The following is a 15,892-nucleotide window of genomic DNA, read 5'->3' as shown; positions in this document are numbered from 1 at the left end:
TATCGCCCTTCAACGTTCAAGGCGACAGATGGGAGCAAGGACACGGACCATTTGCCATGCCAAGAGCGCGACCGTCCCCTGCCGGGGGCAGGGGACGGTCGCTGACCCGCGCGCCCGGTCAGGCGCGGGTCGGGATCTTCTCGAACGGGACGTCCTTGTCGACGCGCACGTCGCCGGGCAGGCCAAGGACGCGCTCGGCGATGATGTTGCGCAGGATCTCGTCCGTCCCGCCCTCGATTCGGGTTGCCGGGCTGCGCATCAGCGTCGCCTGGAAGCGTGCCGCATGCGCCGCCTGTGCGGGATCCGTCAGCACGCCGGCCTCGCCCTGAAGGTCGATGGCGAAGGTCGCAATATCCTGGCTCGTCGCGCCGGCGACCAGCTTGCCGATCGAATTCTCCGGGCCCGGCTCCTGTCCCTTCGACAAGGCGGTCAGCGCGCGCATCGAGGTGTATTTCAGGCCGCTGGCCTTGGTGGCCCAATCGGCGAGGCGCGAGCGGATCGACGGATCATCGACCAGCCGGCCGCCGTCGCGACCCGGCGCGCGGACGGCATAATCGAGCAGCGTCTCGAAGCCGGTCGACATGCCCGAGCCGATCGACAGACGCTCGTTCATCAAGGTGGTCAGCGACACCGTCCAGCCCTGGCCAACGCCGCCCAGCCGCTGGCTGTCGGGGACGCGCAGGTCGGTGAAGAACACCTCGTTGAAGCCCGACTGGCCGTGGGCCTGAAGAATCGGGCGGACTTCGATGCCGGGCGAGCGCATGTCGACCCAGAACATCGTCAGCCCCTTGTGCTTGGCGACGCTGGGATCGGTGCGGGTCAGCAGGATGCCATATTGCGAGATATGCGCGCCGGAGGTCCAGATCTTGGACCCGTTGATGACCCATTCGTCACCGTCCTGGACCGCGCGGGTGCGAAGGCCTGCGAGGTCCGAGCCGGCCGACGGTTCGGAGAACATCTGGCACCAGATGTCCTCACCGGCGGCGAGCGGCGGCAGCAGTGCCTGCTTGTCCTCCTCACGCCCCCACGCCATCACCGTCGGGCCGCACATGCCCTGACCGATGATGAAGGTGAAGGACAGGGTGGCATAGACGCCTTCCTCCTGGTTCCAGATCACCCGCTGCATCGGCGTCGCGCCGCGCCCGCCATATTCCTTGGGCCAGTGAAGGCACGCCCAGCCGGCGTCATATTTCTTCTTCTGCCACGCCTTGCTCTCGGCCAGCATGTCGAAATCGGCGATGTCGCCGGCGGTGCCGTGCCCCGACCCGGACAGGATCGGGTACAGGTGCTTGGGGGCATTGGCATCGATCCACGCGCGAGCCTCGGCGCGGAAGGCGGCTTCTTCGGGAGTGTCGTCGAAGTTCATGGCACGGGGCCTCCGGTTCTGTCCGTGGTGGGGCTCAGGCAGCGATCGGCTGGTTGGCGGCAGCCAGGCGGCTGACCAGCTTCTCTTCCCAGTCGGGCTGGCTGCCGAGTGCGAGCGCGAGGTGGTTCGCGCGGCGGTAGTAGAGGTGGCAGTCCATCTGCCACGTGAAGCCCATGCCGCCGTGCACCTGGATGTTGTTCTTCGCGCAATGGCGGAAGGCGTTGGTGGCCGAAACGCGCGCCGTCGCTGCCGCGCGCGGCAGTTCGGCCGCCCCAGTGGAAAGCGCCCAGGCACCGTAATAAGCGTTCGACCGGGCGAGCGTTGCGGAGACGTACATGTCGGCCAGCATGTGCTTGATCGCCTGGAAGCTGCCGATCTGGCGACCGAAGGCCATCCGCTCCAGCGCATAGTCGCGGCCCATTTCGAGCGCGCGGTCCGCGCCGCCAATCTGCTCGAACGCCACCAGCACCGCCGCGCGGTCGAGCAGCGTCTGATATTGCGACCAGCCCTCGCCCGGCTCGCCCAGCCGCGCGGCCGCTGCGCTGTTGAAGGTCAGTTCGGCTTGGGCACGCGTGGGATCGATCGTGTCGAGCGCGCGCCGTTCGACCGCCTTCTGCGCGAGATCGACGAGCACCAGGCTCAGCCGATCGCCCTCCTTCGCCAGCACCAGCGCCACGTCGGCAATCTCGCCGTCGAGTACCGGAGCCTTCTTGCCCGACACGGTGCCGCCCGCGAAGGTCGTGCGAACCGAGGTCTCGCTCAGTCGCTCACCCTCCGCGGCGGCGACGCAGCCAATCGCTGCGCCGGCCGCGATGCGGGGGAGCCATGACGCCTGCTGCTCGGCCGTGCCGAACGACTTGATCGCCTCTGCCACCAGGTAGACCGAGGAGAGGATCGGGAGCGGCGCCAGCGCCCGGCCGAATTCCTCCGCCACGGCGCACAGCTCAAGATAGCCAAGGCCAAGGCCGCCATGCTCCTCCGGGATGGCGATGCCGAGGAACCCCATCTCGGCCACCCCGCGCCACAGGTCGCGATCGAAGCCGCCACCCTCCAGCGCCTTGCGCACGCGGTCCGGCGGGCATTCCGCCGTCAGGAAGCGCCGTGCTTCCTGACGGAATTCATTTTGTTGTTCGTTGAAATCGAACTGCATCGATCCCCTCCCTCTTATTCCTGTGGCAGCTGGTGCACATAGACTTCGTTGTGGGTGATCCTGTCGCCATCGAGCAGGACCATGTCGAACCCGCGCATCCGACCCGCCCCTTCAACATCGCAATACCAACGGCCGCAGAAGCCGCCCGGAATGGGCCAGGTCTTGTCCGGGGTGTAGGTCATCGGCGGGGTCGCGGCGAACAGCCCGGTCAGATACGCCCGCAGCGCATCGTGGCCGGTGATCCCGCCCGCTGTCTGCGGATCGAAATAGCGGCAATCCTCGGCGTAGAAGCCGAGCAGCGCCTCGACGTCCTTGGCGGTCCAGGCGGCCAGCCAGTCGGCATTGTAGCGCGCGATATCCATCGATCAGGCTCCCACCACGCGCGCGACATGCGCTGGCTCGAAAATCTCTGCCGGGACGGCTTCGGGACCGGCGAGCGTCGCGACGCCGTGGAGGCCGAGCATCGGATCGGCGGCGCTTGCCTCATAGTAACGATGCCGCCGCGCACGCGCGGCCTCGCCAAACTCCATGTCGAGCGTCGCCTGCATCTCCGCCGCGATGCGCAGCCGGCGCATCCGCTCCGCGCGTTCCTCTGCATAGGGTCGAAAATCGGGCGCTTCTCCCGGCGCCGTTTCCTTGAGGATGCCGCTGACGAGGCGAACGTCGCGGTAGGTGATCGACAGGCCGAGACCCAGGATCGGATCGTTCCACCCGGCGGCGTCGCCGACCAGCACGGCGCCGGGCGCATAGGGGCGCTGCGCGGCGCTGCTGTTATTGTAATAGGCGAACAGCGGGCTGGCGGGGGTGCCGCCAGCGATCGCCTCATTATGCGGTGCCGATTTCATCCGGAACGCCTCGAGGAAGCGGGTTGGGCCGTCCTTTCCGGCAAACCGCTTGGTATTGGCGAGCGACCAGCCGCCATAGACGCGCATCCGCTCCTGGCCCTGCGGGAAGGCGAGGAAGCCGAAATCATCCTCCGTGCCGATTGCCTGGCGCGTATCGTCCCAGCCGGCGACGCCATCGACCAGCAGCCCGGCGAACCAATGGTGCGGCTTGTCCTGATGCAACGTCAGCCCGGCAGCGCGGCGCACCCCGGATTGCCGCCCCTCGGCCCCGACGATCAGCGGGGCACGCGCCGTATGCTCGGCGCCATCGAGGAGGTAGCTGACCGCGGGCGATGCGCCCAGCGTGATGGAGGTGATGGTGACGCCGCGATGCGCCGTCGCGCCCGATGCGGCGGCGGTGTCGAACAGCGTCTGACAATGGACGGGGTGGCGTAGGCATAAGGGGCCTGGCACGTCGGGCGCGAACATGCCGAGCGGCATCGCCGCTGCCTCCGCCGCAGCGGGATCGCGCGTCTCGTCATAAGTGACGTGGCTGGTCAGGTGATGGCCGCCCGCGGCGACCAGCGTATCATACAGGCCGAGCCGTTTGGTTTCGGTCACGCCCCAGGGCGCGATCCATTCGCCGCGCACCTTGTCCTCATAGACCGTCGTTTTTTCCAGCAGCAGCACGGACCGGCCGGCGCGCGCCATGGTCGCCGCCAGCGCCGACCCGCCGATGCCGCCCCCGACGATGATGAGGTCGTATGTCATGCACGCTCTCCTGCCGTCGGCGGCCATCGTGGGCAGCGCGATCGGTATGGATTAAGTCGATCGACCTAATCGCCTGACAGGTACGAGCGGCGCGGCGGGCAAGTCAATGGGCCGGGCACGCAAAACGACGATCGGGTCCGGGCGGCTGTCGATACGATTGCGATCGTGCCTTAGGGCGGGGGCGACCGCGTCAGAGAACGAAGTAAAGCAGGACCACCAGACAGAGGCCGATGGCCGCCAGGAAAATCAGAGCGTCAGTGCCGGTGATTTTCGACATGGCTGGCCCTTCCTTCGTCGCCGTCACGAATGCGGCGCAGGAGTCATCACCCCTCCCGCAGCAACATGCATTGCGCAATTGCCCGTAGCGGGGCGGGGGAGTGGTGGTGTTGGGGATTGGCGAACCAAACATCCGGCCGATCCGCGCCCGATCGGGGGGGCTGCCATCTCAGCCGGACATGCCACTCCACCGAAGCGTTGCGCCCTAAGGCATTGAAACTATTCGGAGGAGGGTGGTGGACGCACTTGGGCTCGAACCAAGGACCCGCTGATTAAGAGTCAGCTGCTCTACCAACTGAGCTATGCGTCCGTTCCGGTGTAGGCTGGTGCCTCGCCGCCGGGAGGCGCGTCATTAGCATTGCTCCGGCGGGACGCAACCACTTTTTTCGGGTTTCACCAATTTTGTTCGCCGCGATTGCTGCGGTCGATCGACATGAGGATGCCAAGGCACAGGAACACGGTCATCTGCGCCGATCCGCCGAAGCTGACGAGCGGCAGGGGGATGCCGACCACGGGGGCGAGGCCCATCACCATCGCCAGGTTGATCGCGACGTAGAAGAAGATCGTCGTCGCGAGGCCCGCCGCGGTGAGCTTGGCAAAGCGGGTGCGGGCGCGCAGGCCGACGTTGATGCCCCAGCGGATCACCATCAGATAAGCGACGATGATGAACAGGCCGCCGAGCAGGCCCCATTCCTCCGCCATGGTCGCGAAGACAAAGTCGGTGTGCCCCTCCGGCAGGTAATCGAGGTGGCTCTGCGTGCCGTTGAGGAAGCCCTTGCCGGTGATGCCGCCAGAGCCGATCGCGATCTTCGACTGGCTGATGTGATAGCCGGTGCCGAGCGGATCGCTCTCGGGATCAAGGAAGATGAGCACGCGATTACGCTGATAGTCGTGGAGCAGATAGGTCACCGCAAGCGGCGCGGCGACGGCGAGGCCGAGCGCGCCGCCGACGAACAGGCGCAACGGGACGCCGGCGAGGAACATCACCGTCAGGCCGCCGCCAGTGATCATGAGCGCCGTCCCGAGATCGGGCTGAAGCATGACCAGGCCGGCCGGCAGCCCAATGAGGATCGCCGCCGGCCAGATCGCGCCGAAGCGCCGCGTCTCGTTGGGCGGCAGCAGCTCGTAGAAGCGCGCGCAGGCGAGCACGATCGCCGGCTTCATCAGCTCCGACGGCTGCAATCTGATGAAGCCGAAATCCAGCCAGCGCTGGCTGCCGCCGCGCACCGCGCCGAGCAGTTCAACGGCAAACAACAGAATGACGATCAGGACATAGCCGGGCAGCGCGCCACGTCGCCACACGTCCTCCGGCACGCGGGAGATCACGATCGACCCGCACAGGAAGATGACGAAGCGAATTCCCTGAGAGAGTGCCCAGGGACGCATGTTGCCGCTGGCGGCGGAGTAGAGGATGACGAGGCCGAACCCGCCAAGCGCGATCACCAGCAGCAGCATCCGCCACGGCAGCCGCGCCAGCGGCGCAGGCACGATCGACGGTCGGCTCATTGTGGATCCGATGGTTCGGTGGTGCCGACGCTCGCGGGACCGGCGCCGTTGGCGATGTCGCTGACGGTCGCCTCCTGCGCCGCGTTCGAGGCGTCGGTCGCCTGGCGAACGGCCGGCGCGCGCGTCGGGGCGGGGGCGTCGGTTTCGGTGGCGGCGCCCTGCGCCGGGGACGGCGCATTGGCGGCGGCGCGGTAGGCGGCTTCCTGCGCGGCCATGCGCGTCCGGATGTCGCCGCCCCATGTCGGTTCGACCTCGGCGAGCGCCTTCAGCGCACGCTCCTTGTCGAACAGATAGGTCATGATGTCCTTGCCGATCATTGGCGTGTCGAGGTTGCGGATGACGTGGCCGTTATGCTCGAGCACGATGGCCGCGGCGTAGCGCGGCTTGTCCGACGGCGCGAAGCAGATGAACAAGGCGTGGTCGCGCAGCTTGAAGGGAAGCTGCGAATTGCGCAGCACGCCGGTACGACGTTCGGCCATGGTGATACGGCGTACCTGGGCGGTGCCGGTTTTCGCCGCCAGATCGATGCCAGGCAGGTACAAGCGGGAGGCGCCGCCCGTGCCGCCGCCATTGACCACCTTCCACATCGATTCGCGAACAATCTGAAGATGCTCTTCCTTGTACGGCAGCAAAGGGGCGTTGCCGTGCACGCGATCCATCAACAGGCTGGGCTGGACCTGCCGTCCCGACGCAATGCGCATCGCCATCACCGCAAGCTGGAGCGGATTGGACAGGACATAGCCCTGGCCGATCGATGCGTTCAGCGAGTCGGCGACGGTCCACTTCGTCTTGTACTTGCGCTCCTTCCACACGCTGTCGGGCACAGTGCCGTAGCGCTGCGTCGCGAAGGGCAAGTCGAATTTCTCGCCCATGCCGAGCGAGCGGGCGACCGGCGCCACCTTGTCGTAACCAAGGCGGCGGATCATCTCATAGAAATAGATGTCGCAGCTCTGCGCGACGGCGCCGCGCAGGTCCATCGGGCCATGCCCACGCCGCTTGTGGCAGTGGAACAGGCCGCTGCCGACCCGCATCGCTCCGCTGCAATACACCCGCTCGTCGGGGCTGATCCCTGCTTCCAGCAGCGCAAGGCCGTTCATCGGCTTCACCGTCGAGCCCGGCGGATACAGCCCCTGCGTGACCTTGTTCATCAGCGGGACGTGATCGTCCGCCGACAGCATCTTCCACTCCATGTGGCTGATCCCGTCGGAGAAGCTGTTGGGATCATAGGCCGGCATGGAGACCATCGCGAGCATCTCGCCGGTGTGACAGTCGAACACCACCGCGGAGCCGGAGTTCGTGCCAAGCCGGCGCGCGGCATATTCCTGCAAGCCGGAATCGATCGTCAGCTTCTGCGTCTTGCCGGGCACGTCGGGACGGGTGGCAAGCTCCGCGACCAGCTTGCCGCGCGCCGTCACCTCGATCCGTTTTGCCCCGGGCTTGCCGCGGAGCTCATTTTCCATCGTCTTTTCAAGGCCGTCCTTGCCGACCTTGAATCCCGGTGTCAGCAGCAGCGGGTCGCGCGTCTGCTTGTACTGCTCCGCCGTGGCGACCCCGACATAGCCGGTCAGGTGTGCGACGGCGGCGCCAGCGGGATAGTTGCGCGCGAACCCGCGCGTGGGCGCGACGCCGGGCAGCTCGGGCTGGCGGACCTGCACCGCCGCGAACCGCTCCCAGCTCACATTCTCGGCCACCTTGACCGGCTGAAAGCCCGCCGCCCGCTTCAGGTCGGCGCGGACACGCAGCAGGTCGTCGTCGGTCAGCGCCAGGAGATCACGAAGCGCCGCCAGCGTCCGTTCCTCGTCAACGATCCGATCGGGGATCAGGTCGACGCGAAAGTCGGTGCGGTTGTCCGCAATGGCGTGACCATGGCGATCAACCAGCCAGCCGCGACGCGGCGGGATGAGGGTCATGTTGACCCGGTTGTTCTCGCTCAGCAGGTTGTAGCGTTCGTTCTCGGCAATCGACAGCCAGCCCATTCGACCGGCCAGCACGCTGCCCACGCCGATCTGCATCGCGCCGAGCAGCCAAGCCCGGCGCGAAAACGTGTAGCCCTGCTGCGCCTCCGTGGCGATCCGCGGTGTCCGGTTCATTCGGCAACGCGACGGCGATCAACCCAGGCGACGGCGCGCGCGGCTAGGGGGAAAAGAAGAATCGACACGATGATCTGGACCACTAGCACGCTATCGACCTGCGCGCCGAGGGGGGTGGCCAGAAAACGACCGGCAATCAGGCAGAAGGCGATACCCACCGCTGCGATCAGCCAATCCTGTGCGAAGGCGCGGAAGATGGTGCGCTGATCAAACAAATCGACCAGGAAAAAGGTCAGCGTCCACAGCAGCATCGCGCTGCCGAGCGGCTGGCCGCTGAGGCAATCGTCGAACAGGCCGAGCAGCGCCGGTGCCCAGCGGCGCAGCGCAAGCGGCGCGAGCAGGCGCCACGAGAGGAGCATGAGGAGGCCGAACGGCGGCAGCAGTGGCAGCGTTGCCACCACCGGGATGATCGTCACCAGGGAGCCGCCCATGACGGTCAGCCATGGCAGCGCACGCGCCGGCGACTGCTGCATCGGCGCCTGGAAGGGTTTGGGCGCAGTGCTCACTGCGCCGCCGCGCTCCCGACGGGCTGGCTGCCGGTTGCCTGGGGGTCGGCAGGGTCGGGCCGCGCCGGGGGCGGGGGCGGCAGGAACGGCGCGCTGACGATGGCGAAATCGAACGTATTGGCCTCGGCAAACGGCTTGGCGGGGGCGCTGTCGGAGCCCGGCTTCAGCACATGGGCGACCAGCACGCCGGGGGTGTAGAGGCCGCCGATGCCGGACGTGATGAAGCGGTCGCCTGGCTTCAGCCGCGCATTGGTGGTGCCGACCGAACGGATATCGAGCAGGCCATCGCCGCGCCCGGCGGCGAGGGCGGGCAGCCCGTCGCCGATGCGCTGCACGGGGATGACGCTTTCCGCGTCGATGGTGAGCAGCACGCGCGCTGAATTGGGGCCGGCCTCGACAATGCGGCCGATGAGCCCGTCGGGGCCGCGCACCGGCATGCCGGGCCGCACGCCCTGCCAGCGCCCGGCGTTCAGGATCCCGAAGCGCCGCGTGCTCGATGCACTGGAGCTGACGATCCGCGCCGTCGCCACGGTATCGGGCGTCGCCTCGCGCAGTTGGAGCAGCCCGCGCAGGCGGCGATTGTCGCGCACGATGATCCGCGCCTGGGTCAGCGCCTCCCTGGTGCGGGCGACTTCGGCGCGCAAAGCGGCATTTTCGTTATGGACGCGGAAATAGGTGGCGATCGTCTCCGGCACGGAGGCAATGCCGCGCACGACCGCGGCCCCCGCGGTGGAAGCCGGCGCGGTGACCTCGGTCGCGGCCGACCGCAGCGCGGCAAAGGCGGGCGGATTGAATTGCGACAGGACGAGCAACACCGCACCGACCAGCGCTCCCGCGACGGCCAGGATGTAGCTCATAAAGAGCGTATATTGCGCCCGTCGCGAGAAACCCGGGCGCCGGTCCCGCGGCGGCGCCATTCGCTATTCCTTCAGATCAGCCGCTTTGCAGCACGCCGCGATAGATCGGATCCTCAAGCGCGCGACCCGTGCCCAGCGCGACGCAGGTCAGCGGATCTTCCGCCACCGTCACCGGCAGGCCGGTTTCGTCGCGAAGCACCTCGTCCAGACCCTGCAGCAGCGCGCCACCGCCGGTGAGCACGATGCCCTGATCGACGATGTCCGCGGCGAGTTCGGGGGCGGTATTCTCAAGCGCCACGCGAACGCCCTCGACGATCGTGGCGACCGGCTCGGACAATGCCTCGGCGATCTGGCCCTGGTTGATCTGGATTTCCTTGGGCACGCCGTTCACCAGGTCGCGACCCTTGATGTGGATTGTCATGCCGATGCCATCGACCGGCGGCTTGGCGATGCCGACTTCCTGCTTGATCCGCTCGGCGGTGGCTTCGCCGATCAGCAGATTGTGGTTGCGGCGTACGTAGCTGACAATCGCCTCGTCCATCTTGTCGCCGCCGACGCGCACCGACGTGGTATAGGCGAGACCGCGCAGAGACAGGACGGCGACTTCGGTCGTGCCGCCGCCGATATCGACGACCATGCTGCCGATCGGTTCGGTGACCGGCATGTCCGCGCCGATCGCGGCCGCCATCGGCTCCTCGATCAGCCACACCTGGCTCGCGCCGGCGTTCGACGCCGCGTCGCGGATCGCGCGGCGCTCAACCTTGGTCGAGCCCGACGGCACGCAGATCACGATCTCCGGCCAGCGCATGAACTTGCGCTGCCCATGGACCTTGTAAATGAAACTCTTGATCATCTGCTCGGCGACATCGATGTCGGCAATAACGCCATCGCGCAGCGGACGGATCGCCTCGATGTTGCCGGGCGTCTTGCCCATCATCAACTTGGCGTCTTCACCGACGGCCTTGACCTTCTTGATGCCGTTGATCGTCTCGACCGCCACAACGGACGGTTCATTGAGCACGATACCGCGGCCACGAAGATAGACCACGGTGTTCGCAGTCCCGAGATCGATCGCCATGTCATGGGACATGAACTTGAAGAAACGCGAGAAGGCCATGTTCAGCTTAATTCCGTCCCCGAGTCGCCGGAGCGAGGTACATCAATCATCCCGCCGCCGCGGCCGCAAGTCGCTTCTAGGGCTTTGATCGTGCTGTCACGGGGTCGCGGGATGGCGCCGATTGGGCTACGGGGCTGATGGTGTCAATACGTCGCCTCCCTGAACATCTGATCAATCGCATCGCCGCCGGTGAAGTGGTGGAAAGACCGGCTAGTGCGTTGAAGGAACTGGTGGAGAACGCGCTTGACGCGGGCGCCACCCGAGTCACCGTCCGGCTGGCAGAGGGTGGCCTGTCGCGGATCGAGGTGGTCGACGACGGCTGCGGCATGACCGCGGCCGATATGGCGCTCGCGCTGGAACGCCATGCCACGTCCAAGCTTCCCACCGACGAGATCGACCAGGTCGCCACGATGGGGTTCCGCGGCGAGGCGCTGCCCTCGATCGCCAGCGTTGCGCGGCTGACGCTCGAAAGCCGGGTGCGCGGCGCCGATGGCTGGTCGCGTGTGATCGACAATGGCGCCGTCGTGGCGGACGGCCCTGCCGCGCTGCCGCCGGGCACCCGCGTGCTGGTCGAGGAACTGTTCGCCCGCGTGCCCGCCCGCCGCAAGTTCCTGCGTTCCGGTCGGAGCGAATATGCCGCCTGTCTCGATGTCGTCCGGCGCCTGGCGATGGCACGGCCGGACGTCGCCTTTCTTCTCGAACATGATGGCCGCCGCGTCCTTGCGGCGCTCCAGCCGGAGGATCGCCCCGCCCGCGTCGCGGCGCTCACCGACCGCGCGCTGAAGGAGAACAGCGTTGCGATCGACATGGAGCGCGAGGGGCTGGTGCTCGGCGGGGTCGCTGGCCTGCCGACCTTCCATCGCGGCGTTGCCGATCACCAATATCTGTTCGTCAACGGGCGCCCGGTGAAGGATCGGTTGCTCACCGGCGCGATCCGCGGCGCTTATGCCGAGATGATGCCGCGTGACCGGCACGCCGTGGTCGCCTTGTTCCTCGACGTTCCGCCCAGCGAAGTCGACGTCAACGTGCATCCGGCCAAGACGGAGGTTCGCTTCCGCGATCCGGCGATGGTGCGCGGCCTTATCGTGTCCGGCCTACGCCGCGCGCTCGACATGGCCGGACATCGCGTGGCGCATCGCGCGCCAGCCGACGCGATGGCGATGTTTCGTCCGGAGCCGAGTGGCGGCGGGGCGGAACCATCGGCCCTCTTTGGCGGGCAGGGGCAGGCGGCTGTTACTCCGGGCGACGCGCCTTTTGTGGGGAGCGGTGTGGTGCGTGACCAGCGACCGACCTTCTTCGCGCCGCCGCCGCAAGCACGTGCCGAGCCGGCGACGGCGCCGCTGCCGGATACCGGGGATCACCCGCTGGGGGTCGCGCGGGGGCAGGTCGCGAAAACCTATATCGTGGCGGAGGCGGCGGACGGGCTGGTGATCGTCGATCAGCATGCCGCGCACGAGCGGCTGGTGCTGGAACGGATGCGCGCCGCGCTGGCGGGCGGGCGGGTGGCGGCGCAGGCGCTGCTGATCCCCGAGGTGGTCGAACTGGACGAGCCGGCATGCGACCGGATGGAATCGCGCGCGGCGGAATTGAGCGAACTCGGCCTGGATGTGGAGCGGTTCGGCCCCCGAGCGATGCTGGTACGGGCGACCCCGGCGCTGCTCGGCCGCGGCGATCCCGCCGCGCTGGTGCGCGATCTTGCCGATGAACTCGCCGCGTTCGACGAGGCGCTATCGCTGCGTGAGCGGCTCGATGCGGTGGCCGGTACCATGGCCTGCCACGGATCGGTGCGGGCCGGCCGCGTGCTCTCGGTTGTCGAGATGAACGCGCTGCTGCGCGAGATGGAGGCGACGCCCCATTCGGGACAGTGCAACCATGGCCGCCCGACCTGGGTGAAGCTGGCGCTGTCCGACGTGGAGAAGCTGTTCGGGCGCAAATAGCGGCGGGATTACCCCGCCGCCTTGGCCAGCCCCTTCGACAGCTGCAGCGCGCCGTGCAGACGTGCGGCCGGATCGGCCCAGTTGCGGGTGAGCGCCAGCTTCGAATCCGGACGCAGCTTCGCAATGCCGCCGAGCTTGTCGACATAGGCGAGCAGGCCGGGGACGTTGGGCGGCGTATCGTCGTGGAAGCTGACGAGCGCGCCCTTCGGCCCGACGTCCATCTTCGACACGCACGCCTTCTTGGCGTTCATCTTGATCTCGATGACCTTGATGAGATTGTCGGTCGCCTCAGGCAGCGGCCCGAAACGGTCGATCATCTCGGCGGCGAACGCCTCCAGCTCGCGTTTCTCGTCCAGCTCGTTGAGGCGGCGATAGAGCGCCATGCGCAGGTCGAGATCGGGGACATAGTCGTCCGGGATTAGGATCGGCGTGTCGACGGTGATCTGCGGCGAGAAATCGCGCGGGCGGCTGGCGAGGCCGTCGGCCTTGGCGTCCATGATCGCCTCTTCCAGCATCGACTGGTAGAGTTCGTAGCCGACCTCCTTGATGTGGCCGGACTGCTCGTCCCCGAGCAGATTGCCCGCGCCGCGAATGTCGAGATCGTGGCTGGCGAGCTGGAAACCGGCACCAAGGCTGTCGAGATCGCTGAGCACCTTGAGGCGTTTCTCCGCAGCGTCGGTCATCATCCGTTCGGGCGGGGTGACCATATAGGCATAGGCGCGCGTCTTGGACCGGCCGACGCGGCCGCGCAGCTGGTAGAGCTGCGCCAGCCCGAAGCGGTCGGCACGGTTGACGATCATCGTGTTGGCGGACGGGATGTCGATGCCGCTTTCGATGATGGTGGTGGAGACGAGCACCTCGAACTTCTTGTCGTAGAAGGCGCTCATCCGTTCCTCGACCTCGCTCGCCGCCATCTGGCCGTGCGCGATGACGTAGCGGATTTCGGGCACTTCCTTGCGGAGGAACTCCTCGATGTCGGGGAGGTCGGCGACGCGCGGCGTGACGAGGAAGCTTTGGCCGCCGCGATAATGTTCGCGCAGCAATGCCTCGCGCAGGACGACGGGGTCCCAGGGCATGACATAGGTGCGCACCGCAAGCCGATCGACCGGCGGCGTCTGGATGACGGACAGCTCCCGCAGGCCCGACATCGCCATCTGCAGCGTGCGCGGGATCGGCGTCGCCGTGAGGGTGAGGATATGGACGTCGGCGCGCAATGTCTTGAGGCGTTCCTTGTGCGTGACGCCGAACCGTTGTTCCTCGTCGACGATGACAAGGCCGAGGCGCTTGAAGTCGACGTTCTTGGCAAGCAGCGCGTGGGTGCCGATGACCACGTCGATCGTGCCGTCGGCAAGCCCTTCCTTGACGCGCTTGGTCTCCGCCGCGGTGACGAGGCGGGAGAGGCGGCCGATGCGGATCGGGAAGCCTTCGAAGCGGGCCATGAAATTGTTGTAATGCTGGCGCGCGAGGAGCGTCGTCGGGCAGACGACCGCGACCTGCATGCCGGCCATGGCGGCGACGAAGGCGGCACGCAGCGCGACCTCCGTCTTGCCGAAGCCGACGTCGCCGACGATCAGCCGGTCCATCGGCTTGCCGGCGGAGAGATCGGCCAGCGTTTCCTCGATCGCGCGGTCCTGATCGTCGGTTTCCTGATAAGGGAAACGATCGACGAAGCTGGGGTAGCCGCTGCTGTCGGGCTCGGCGACCTCGCCCTGGCGAAGCGCGCGCAGGGCCGCTGTGGCGATCAGCTCACCCGCGATCTCGCGGATGCGCTCCTTCATCTTCGACTTGCGGCGCTGCCACGCCTCGCCGCCGAGCCGGTCGAGGCTGGCGCCTTCCTCGCCGGAGCCGTAGCGGCTGAGCACCTCGAGGTTCTCGACCGGGACGTAGAGCTTGTCGCCGCCGGCATATTCCAGCTGCACGCAGTCGTGCGGCGCCTTGGCGACCGGGACCTGAGTCAGCCCGACGTAGCGGCCGATGCCGTGATCGGTGTGGACGACGAGATCGCCGGGCGAGAGCGTGGCGAGTTCGGCGAGGAAGGCGTCGGCGGACTTGCGGCGCTTGGCACGGCGCACGAGCCGGTCGCCGAGCATGTCCTGTTCGGTGAGGACGGCTACGTTGGGTGCGGTGAAGCCGTGGTCGAGCGGCAGGACGATGAGCGCGGTCTGCGTCTCGCCGACGCCCTGCGCCTCCTGCCATGTTTCAACCGCCTTCGCACCGGTGAGGCCATGGTCCTTGAGAAGATTGCCGAGCCGATCGCGTGCGCCGGTCGAGTAGCTCGCGAGGACGGGCGTGCGGCCTTCCTTGCGTAGCGCCTTCAGGTGATCGACCACCGCCTCATAGACATTGGCATGGGCGGCGCGCTCGGGCGCGAAATCGCGCGGGCCGTCGACGTCGAAGTCGACCACGGTGGCGGATTCGGGCTCGTGGAACGGCGTGGTGACATGCGCCGTCGCGGCGGCGAGCGCGTCCTCCCATTCCTTGGGCGGCATGTAGAGCGTCTTGGCGGGAAGCGCGCGGTAGCTGCCGGGCTGCGCTGCCTCGGCGCGCTTGCGGTTCTCGTAATAATCGGCGACCGCCTCGAACCGCGCCTCGCCCGCGGCCTTCACGCCGCCGTCGCGCACGACCAGCGCATCCTCGCCGATATGGTCGAACAGCGTCTCGAGCCGCTCCTCGAACAGCGGCAGCCAATGTTCCATGCCGGCCAGGCGGCGGCCTTCGCTGACCGCCTGGTAGAGCGGGTCACCCGTCGCGGTGGCGCCAAAGGTTTCGCGATAGCGGCTGCGGAAGCGCTTGATGCTTTCCTCGTCCAGCAGCGCCTCGGAGGCGGGGAGGAGGGTGAAGCCGGGGATCTTGCCGGTGGTACGCTGATCGGCAGGGTCGAAGGTGCGGACGCTCTCGATCTCGTCGCCGAAGAAGTCGAGCCGAAGCGCCTGCGTCTCGCCCGAGGGGAAGAGATCGACCAGGCCGCCGCGCACGGCATATTCGCCGGCGTCGTGGACGGTATCGGTGCGCACATAGCCGTTGGCGGAGAGCAGCGCGGCGAGCTTGTCGCGTGCGATCCGCTCACCCGGTTTCAGGTTCGCGACCAGCTGGCGGATGCGGAACGGGGTGAGCGTGCGCTGCGTGGCGGCGTTGACGGTGGTGAGGACGAGCTGCGGCGTCTTGGGGGTCGCCTGCAGCTTGTGCAGCGCGCCGATCCGCTCCGCCATGACGCGCAGGGAGGGCGAGGCCCGGTCATAGGGCAGGCAGTCCCACGCGGGATATTCGACGATCTCGATCTCCGGCGCGAAGAAGCGCGCGGTGCCCGCGATCGCGCGCATCGCCGCCTCGTCCGGCGCGATGAACACCGCCCGCGTCGTCGCCGCGCGGGCGAGATCGGCGAGCAGGCTGGGCAGGAAGCCGGTCGGCACGCCCGAGAGGGTGAGCGGCGTCTTGGCGGAGAGAATCGTCTTCAGATCGGGCAAAGGCGGGTCCGTTCGTATCGGGCGGCGG

At 67.5% G+C, this 15,892-nt stretch carries 11 protein-coding genes and 1 tRNA gene; 1 reads left to right on the top strand and 11 read right to left on the bottom strand.

Features of this window, described 5'->3' with window-relative positions; all coding sequences use genetic code 11:
* Positions 1-118: 118 nt before the first annotated feature.
* From CA236_RS06865 to CA236_RS06820, 10 genes are all read right to left on the bottom strand, one after another.
* The gene (locus CA236_RS06865; protein ID WP_125945036.1) at positions 119-1,366 is read right to left on the bottom strand and encodes an acyl-CoA dehydrogenase family protein; all 1,248 of its coding nucleotides are present in this window, start codon (positions 1,364-1,366) and stop codon (positions 119-121) included.
* Positions 1,367-1,400: 34 nt separating this feature from the next.
* Positions 1,401-2,516: an acyl-CoA dehydrogenase family protein gene (locus CA236_RS06860; protein ID WP_125945035.1), complete on the bottom strand. Its 1,116-nt coding sequence runs from the start codon at positions 2,514-2,516 to the stop codon at positions 1,401-1,403.
* 14 nt (positions 2,517-2,530) lie between these two features.
* Positions 2,531-2,878: a nuclear transport factor 2 family protein gene (locus tag CA236_RS06855; protein WP_125945034.1), complete on the bottom strand. Its 348-nt coding sequence runs from the start codon at positions 2,876-2,878 to the stop codon at positions 2,531-2,533.
* Positions 2,879-2,881: 3 nt separating this feature from the next.
* A complete protein-coding gene (locus CA236_RS06850) occupies positions 2,882-4,111 on the bottom strand; it encodes an FAD-dependent monooxygenase (RefSeq protein ID WP_125945033.1) in 1,230 nt (409 codons plus the stop codon).
* A 510-nt stretch (positions 4,112-4,621) separates the two neighbouring features.
* Positions 4,622-4,697, bottom strand: a tRNA-Lys gene (locus CA236_RS06845).
* An 83-nt stretch (positions 4,698-4,780) separates the two neighbouring features.
* Positions 4,781-5,893: a rod shape-determining protein RodA gene (gene rodA, locus CA236_RS06840; RefSeq protein WP_046410764.1), complete on the bottom strand. Its 1,113-nt coding sequence runs from the start codon at positions 5,891-5,893 to the stop codon at positions 4,781-4,783.
* Positions 5,890-7,983 (bottom strand): penicillin-binding protein 2, encoded by a 2,094-nt coding sequence (gene mrdA, locus CA236_RS06835; RefSeq protein WP_125945032.1) that lies wholly within the window; start codon positions 7,981-7,983, stop codon positions 5,890-5,892. Before mrdA ends, rodA begins: the two co-directional genes overlap by 4 nt.
* Positions 7,980-8,456 carry a rod shape-determining protein MreD gene (gene mreD / locus CA236_RS06830; protein ID WP_125945090.1) on the bottom strand — a complete coding sequence of 159 codons (477 nt, stop codon included), beginning with the start codon at positions 8,454-8,456 and terminating at the stop codon, positions 7,980-7,982. The genes mrdA and mreD overlap by 4 nt, the downstream gene beginning before the upstream one ends.
* Before the next feature lie 29 nt (positions 8,457-8,485).
* Positions 8,486-9,346, bottom strand: coding sequence for a rod shape-determining protein MreC (gene mreC, locus CA236_RS06825; RefSeq protein ID WP_241212550.1), 861 nt, complete (start codon positions 9,344-9,346; stop codon positions 8,486-8,488).
* A gap of 76 nt (positions 9,347-9,422) precedes the next feature.
* A complete protein-coding gene (locus CA236_RS06820; protein ID WP_046410758.1) occupies positions 9,423-10,463 on the bottom strand; it encodes a rod shape-determining protein in 1,041 nt (346 codons plus the stop codon).
* Between the two features lie 140 nt (positions 10,464-10,603).
* Here CA236_RS06820 and mutL point away from each other — a divergent pair, with 140 nt between their 5' ends.
* Positions 10,604-12,400, top strand: coding sequence for a DNA mismatch repair endonuclease MutL (gene mutL / locus CA236_RS06815; protein WP_125945089.1), 1,797 nt, complete (start codon positions 10,604-10,606; stop codon positions 12,398-12,400).
* Positions 12,401-12,408: 8 nt separating this feature from the next.
* Here mutL and mfd read toward each other — a convergent pair whose 3' ends face one another.
* Positions 12,409-15,864: a transcription-repair coupling factor gene (gene mfd / locus CA236_RS06810; protein ID WP_125945030.1), complete on the bottom strand. Its 3,456-nt coding sequence runs from the start codon at positions 15,862-15,864 to the stop codon at positions 12,409-12,411.
* Between the last annotated feature and the right edge of the window lie 28 nt (positions 15,865-15,892).

The organism is Sphingomonas sp. ABOLG, assembly GCF_003950435.1.
Lineage (GTDB): Bacteria > Pseudomonadota > Alphaproteobacteria > Sphingomonadales > Sphingomonadaceae > Sphingomonas > Sphingomonas panaciterrae.
The sequence above is the reverse complement of the archived record's forward strand: the minus strand, read 5'-3'. Positions and strand labels throughout refer to the sequence as shown.

Bases quoted from the DNA above. Each gene is read 5' to 3' on its own strand.
- CA236_RS06865 (WP_125945036.1), bottom strand. From the start codon at position 1,366: ATGAACTTCGACGACACTCCCGAAGAAGCCGCCTTCCGCGCCGAGGCT.
- CA236_RS06860 (WP_125945035.1), bottom strand. From the start codon at position 2,516: ATGCAGTTCGATTTCAACGAACAACAAAATGAATTCCGTCAGGAAGCA.
- CA236_RS06855 (WP_125945034.1), bottom strand. From the start codon at position 2,878: ATGGATATCGCGCGCTACAATGCCGACTGGCTGGCCGCCTGGACCGCC.
- CA236_RS06850 (WP_125945033.1), bottom strand. From the start codon at position 4,111: ATGACATACGACCTCATCATCGTCGGGGGCGGCATCGGCGGGTCGGCG.
- rodA (WP_046410764.1), bottom strand. From the start codon at position 5,893: ATGAGCCGACCGTCGATCGTGCCTGCGCCGCTGGCGCGGCTGCCGTGG.
- mrdA (WP_125945032.1), bottom strand. From the start codon at position 7,983: ATGAACCGGACACCGCGGATCGCCACGGAGGCGCAGCAGGGCTACACG.
- mreD (WP_125945090.1), bottom strand. From the start codon at position 8,456: ATGCAGCAGTCGCCGGCGCGTGCGCTGCCATGGCTGACCGTCATGGGC.
- mreC (WP_241212550.1), bottom strand. From the start codon at position 9,346: ATGAGCTACATCCTGGCCGTCGCGGGAGCGCTGGTCGGTGCGGTGTTG.
- CA236_RS06820 (WP_046410758.1), bottom strand. From the start codon at position 10,463: ATGGCCTTCTCGCGTTTCTTCAAGTTCATGTCCCATGACATGGCGATC.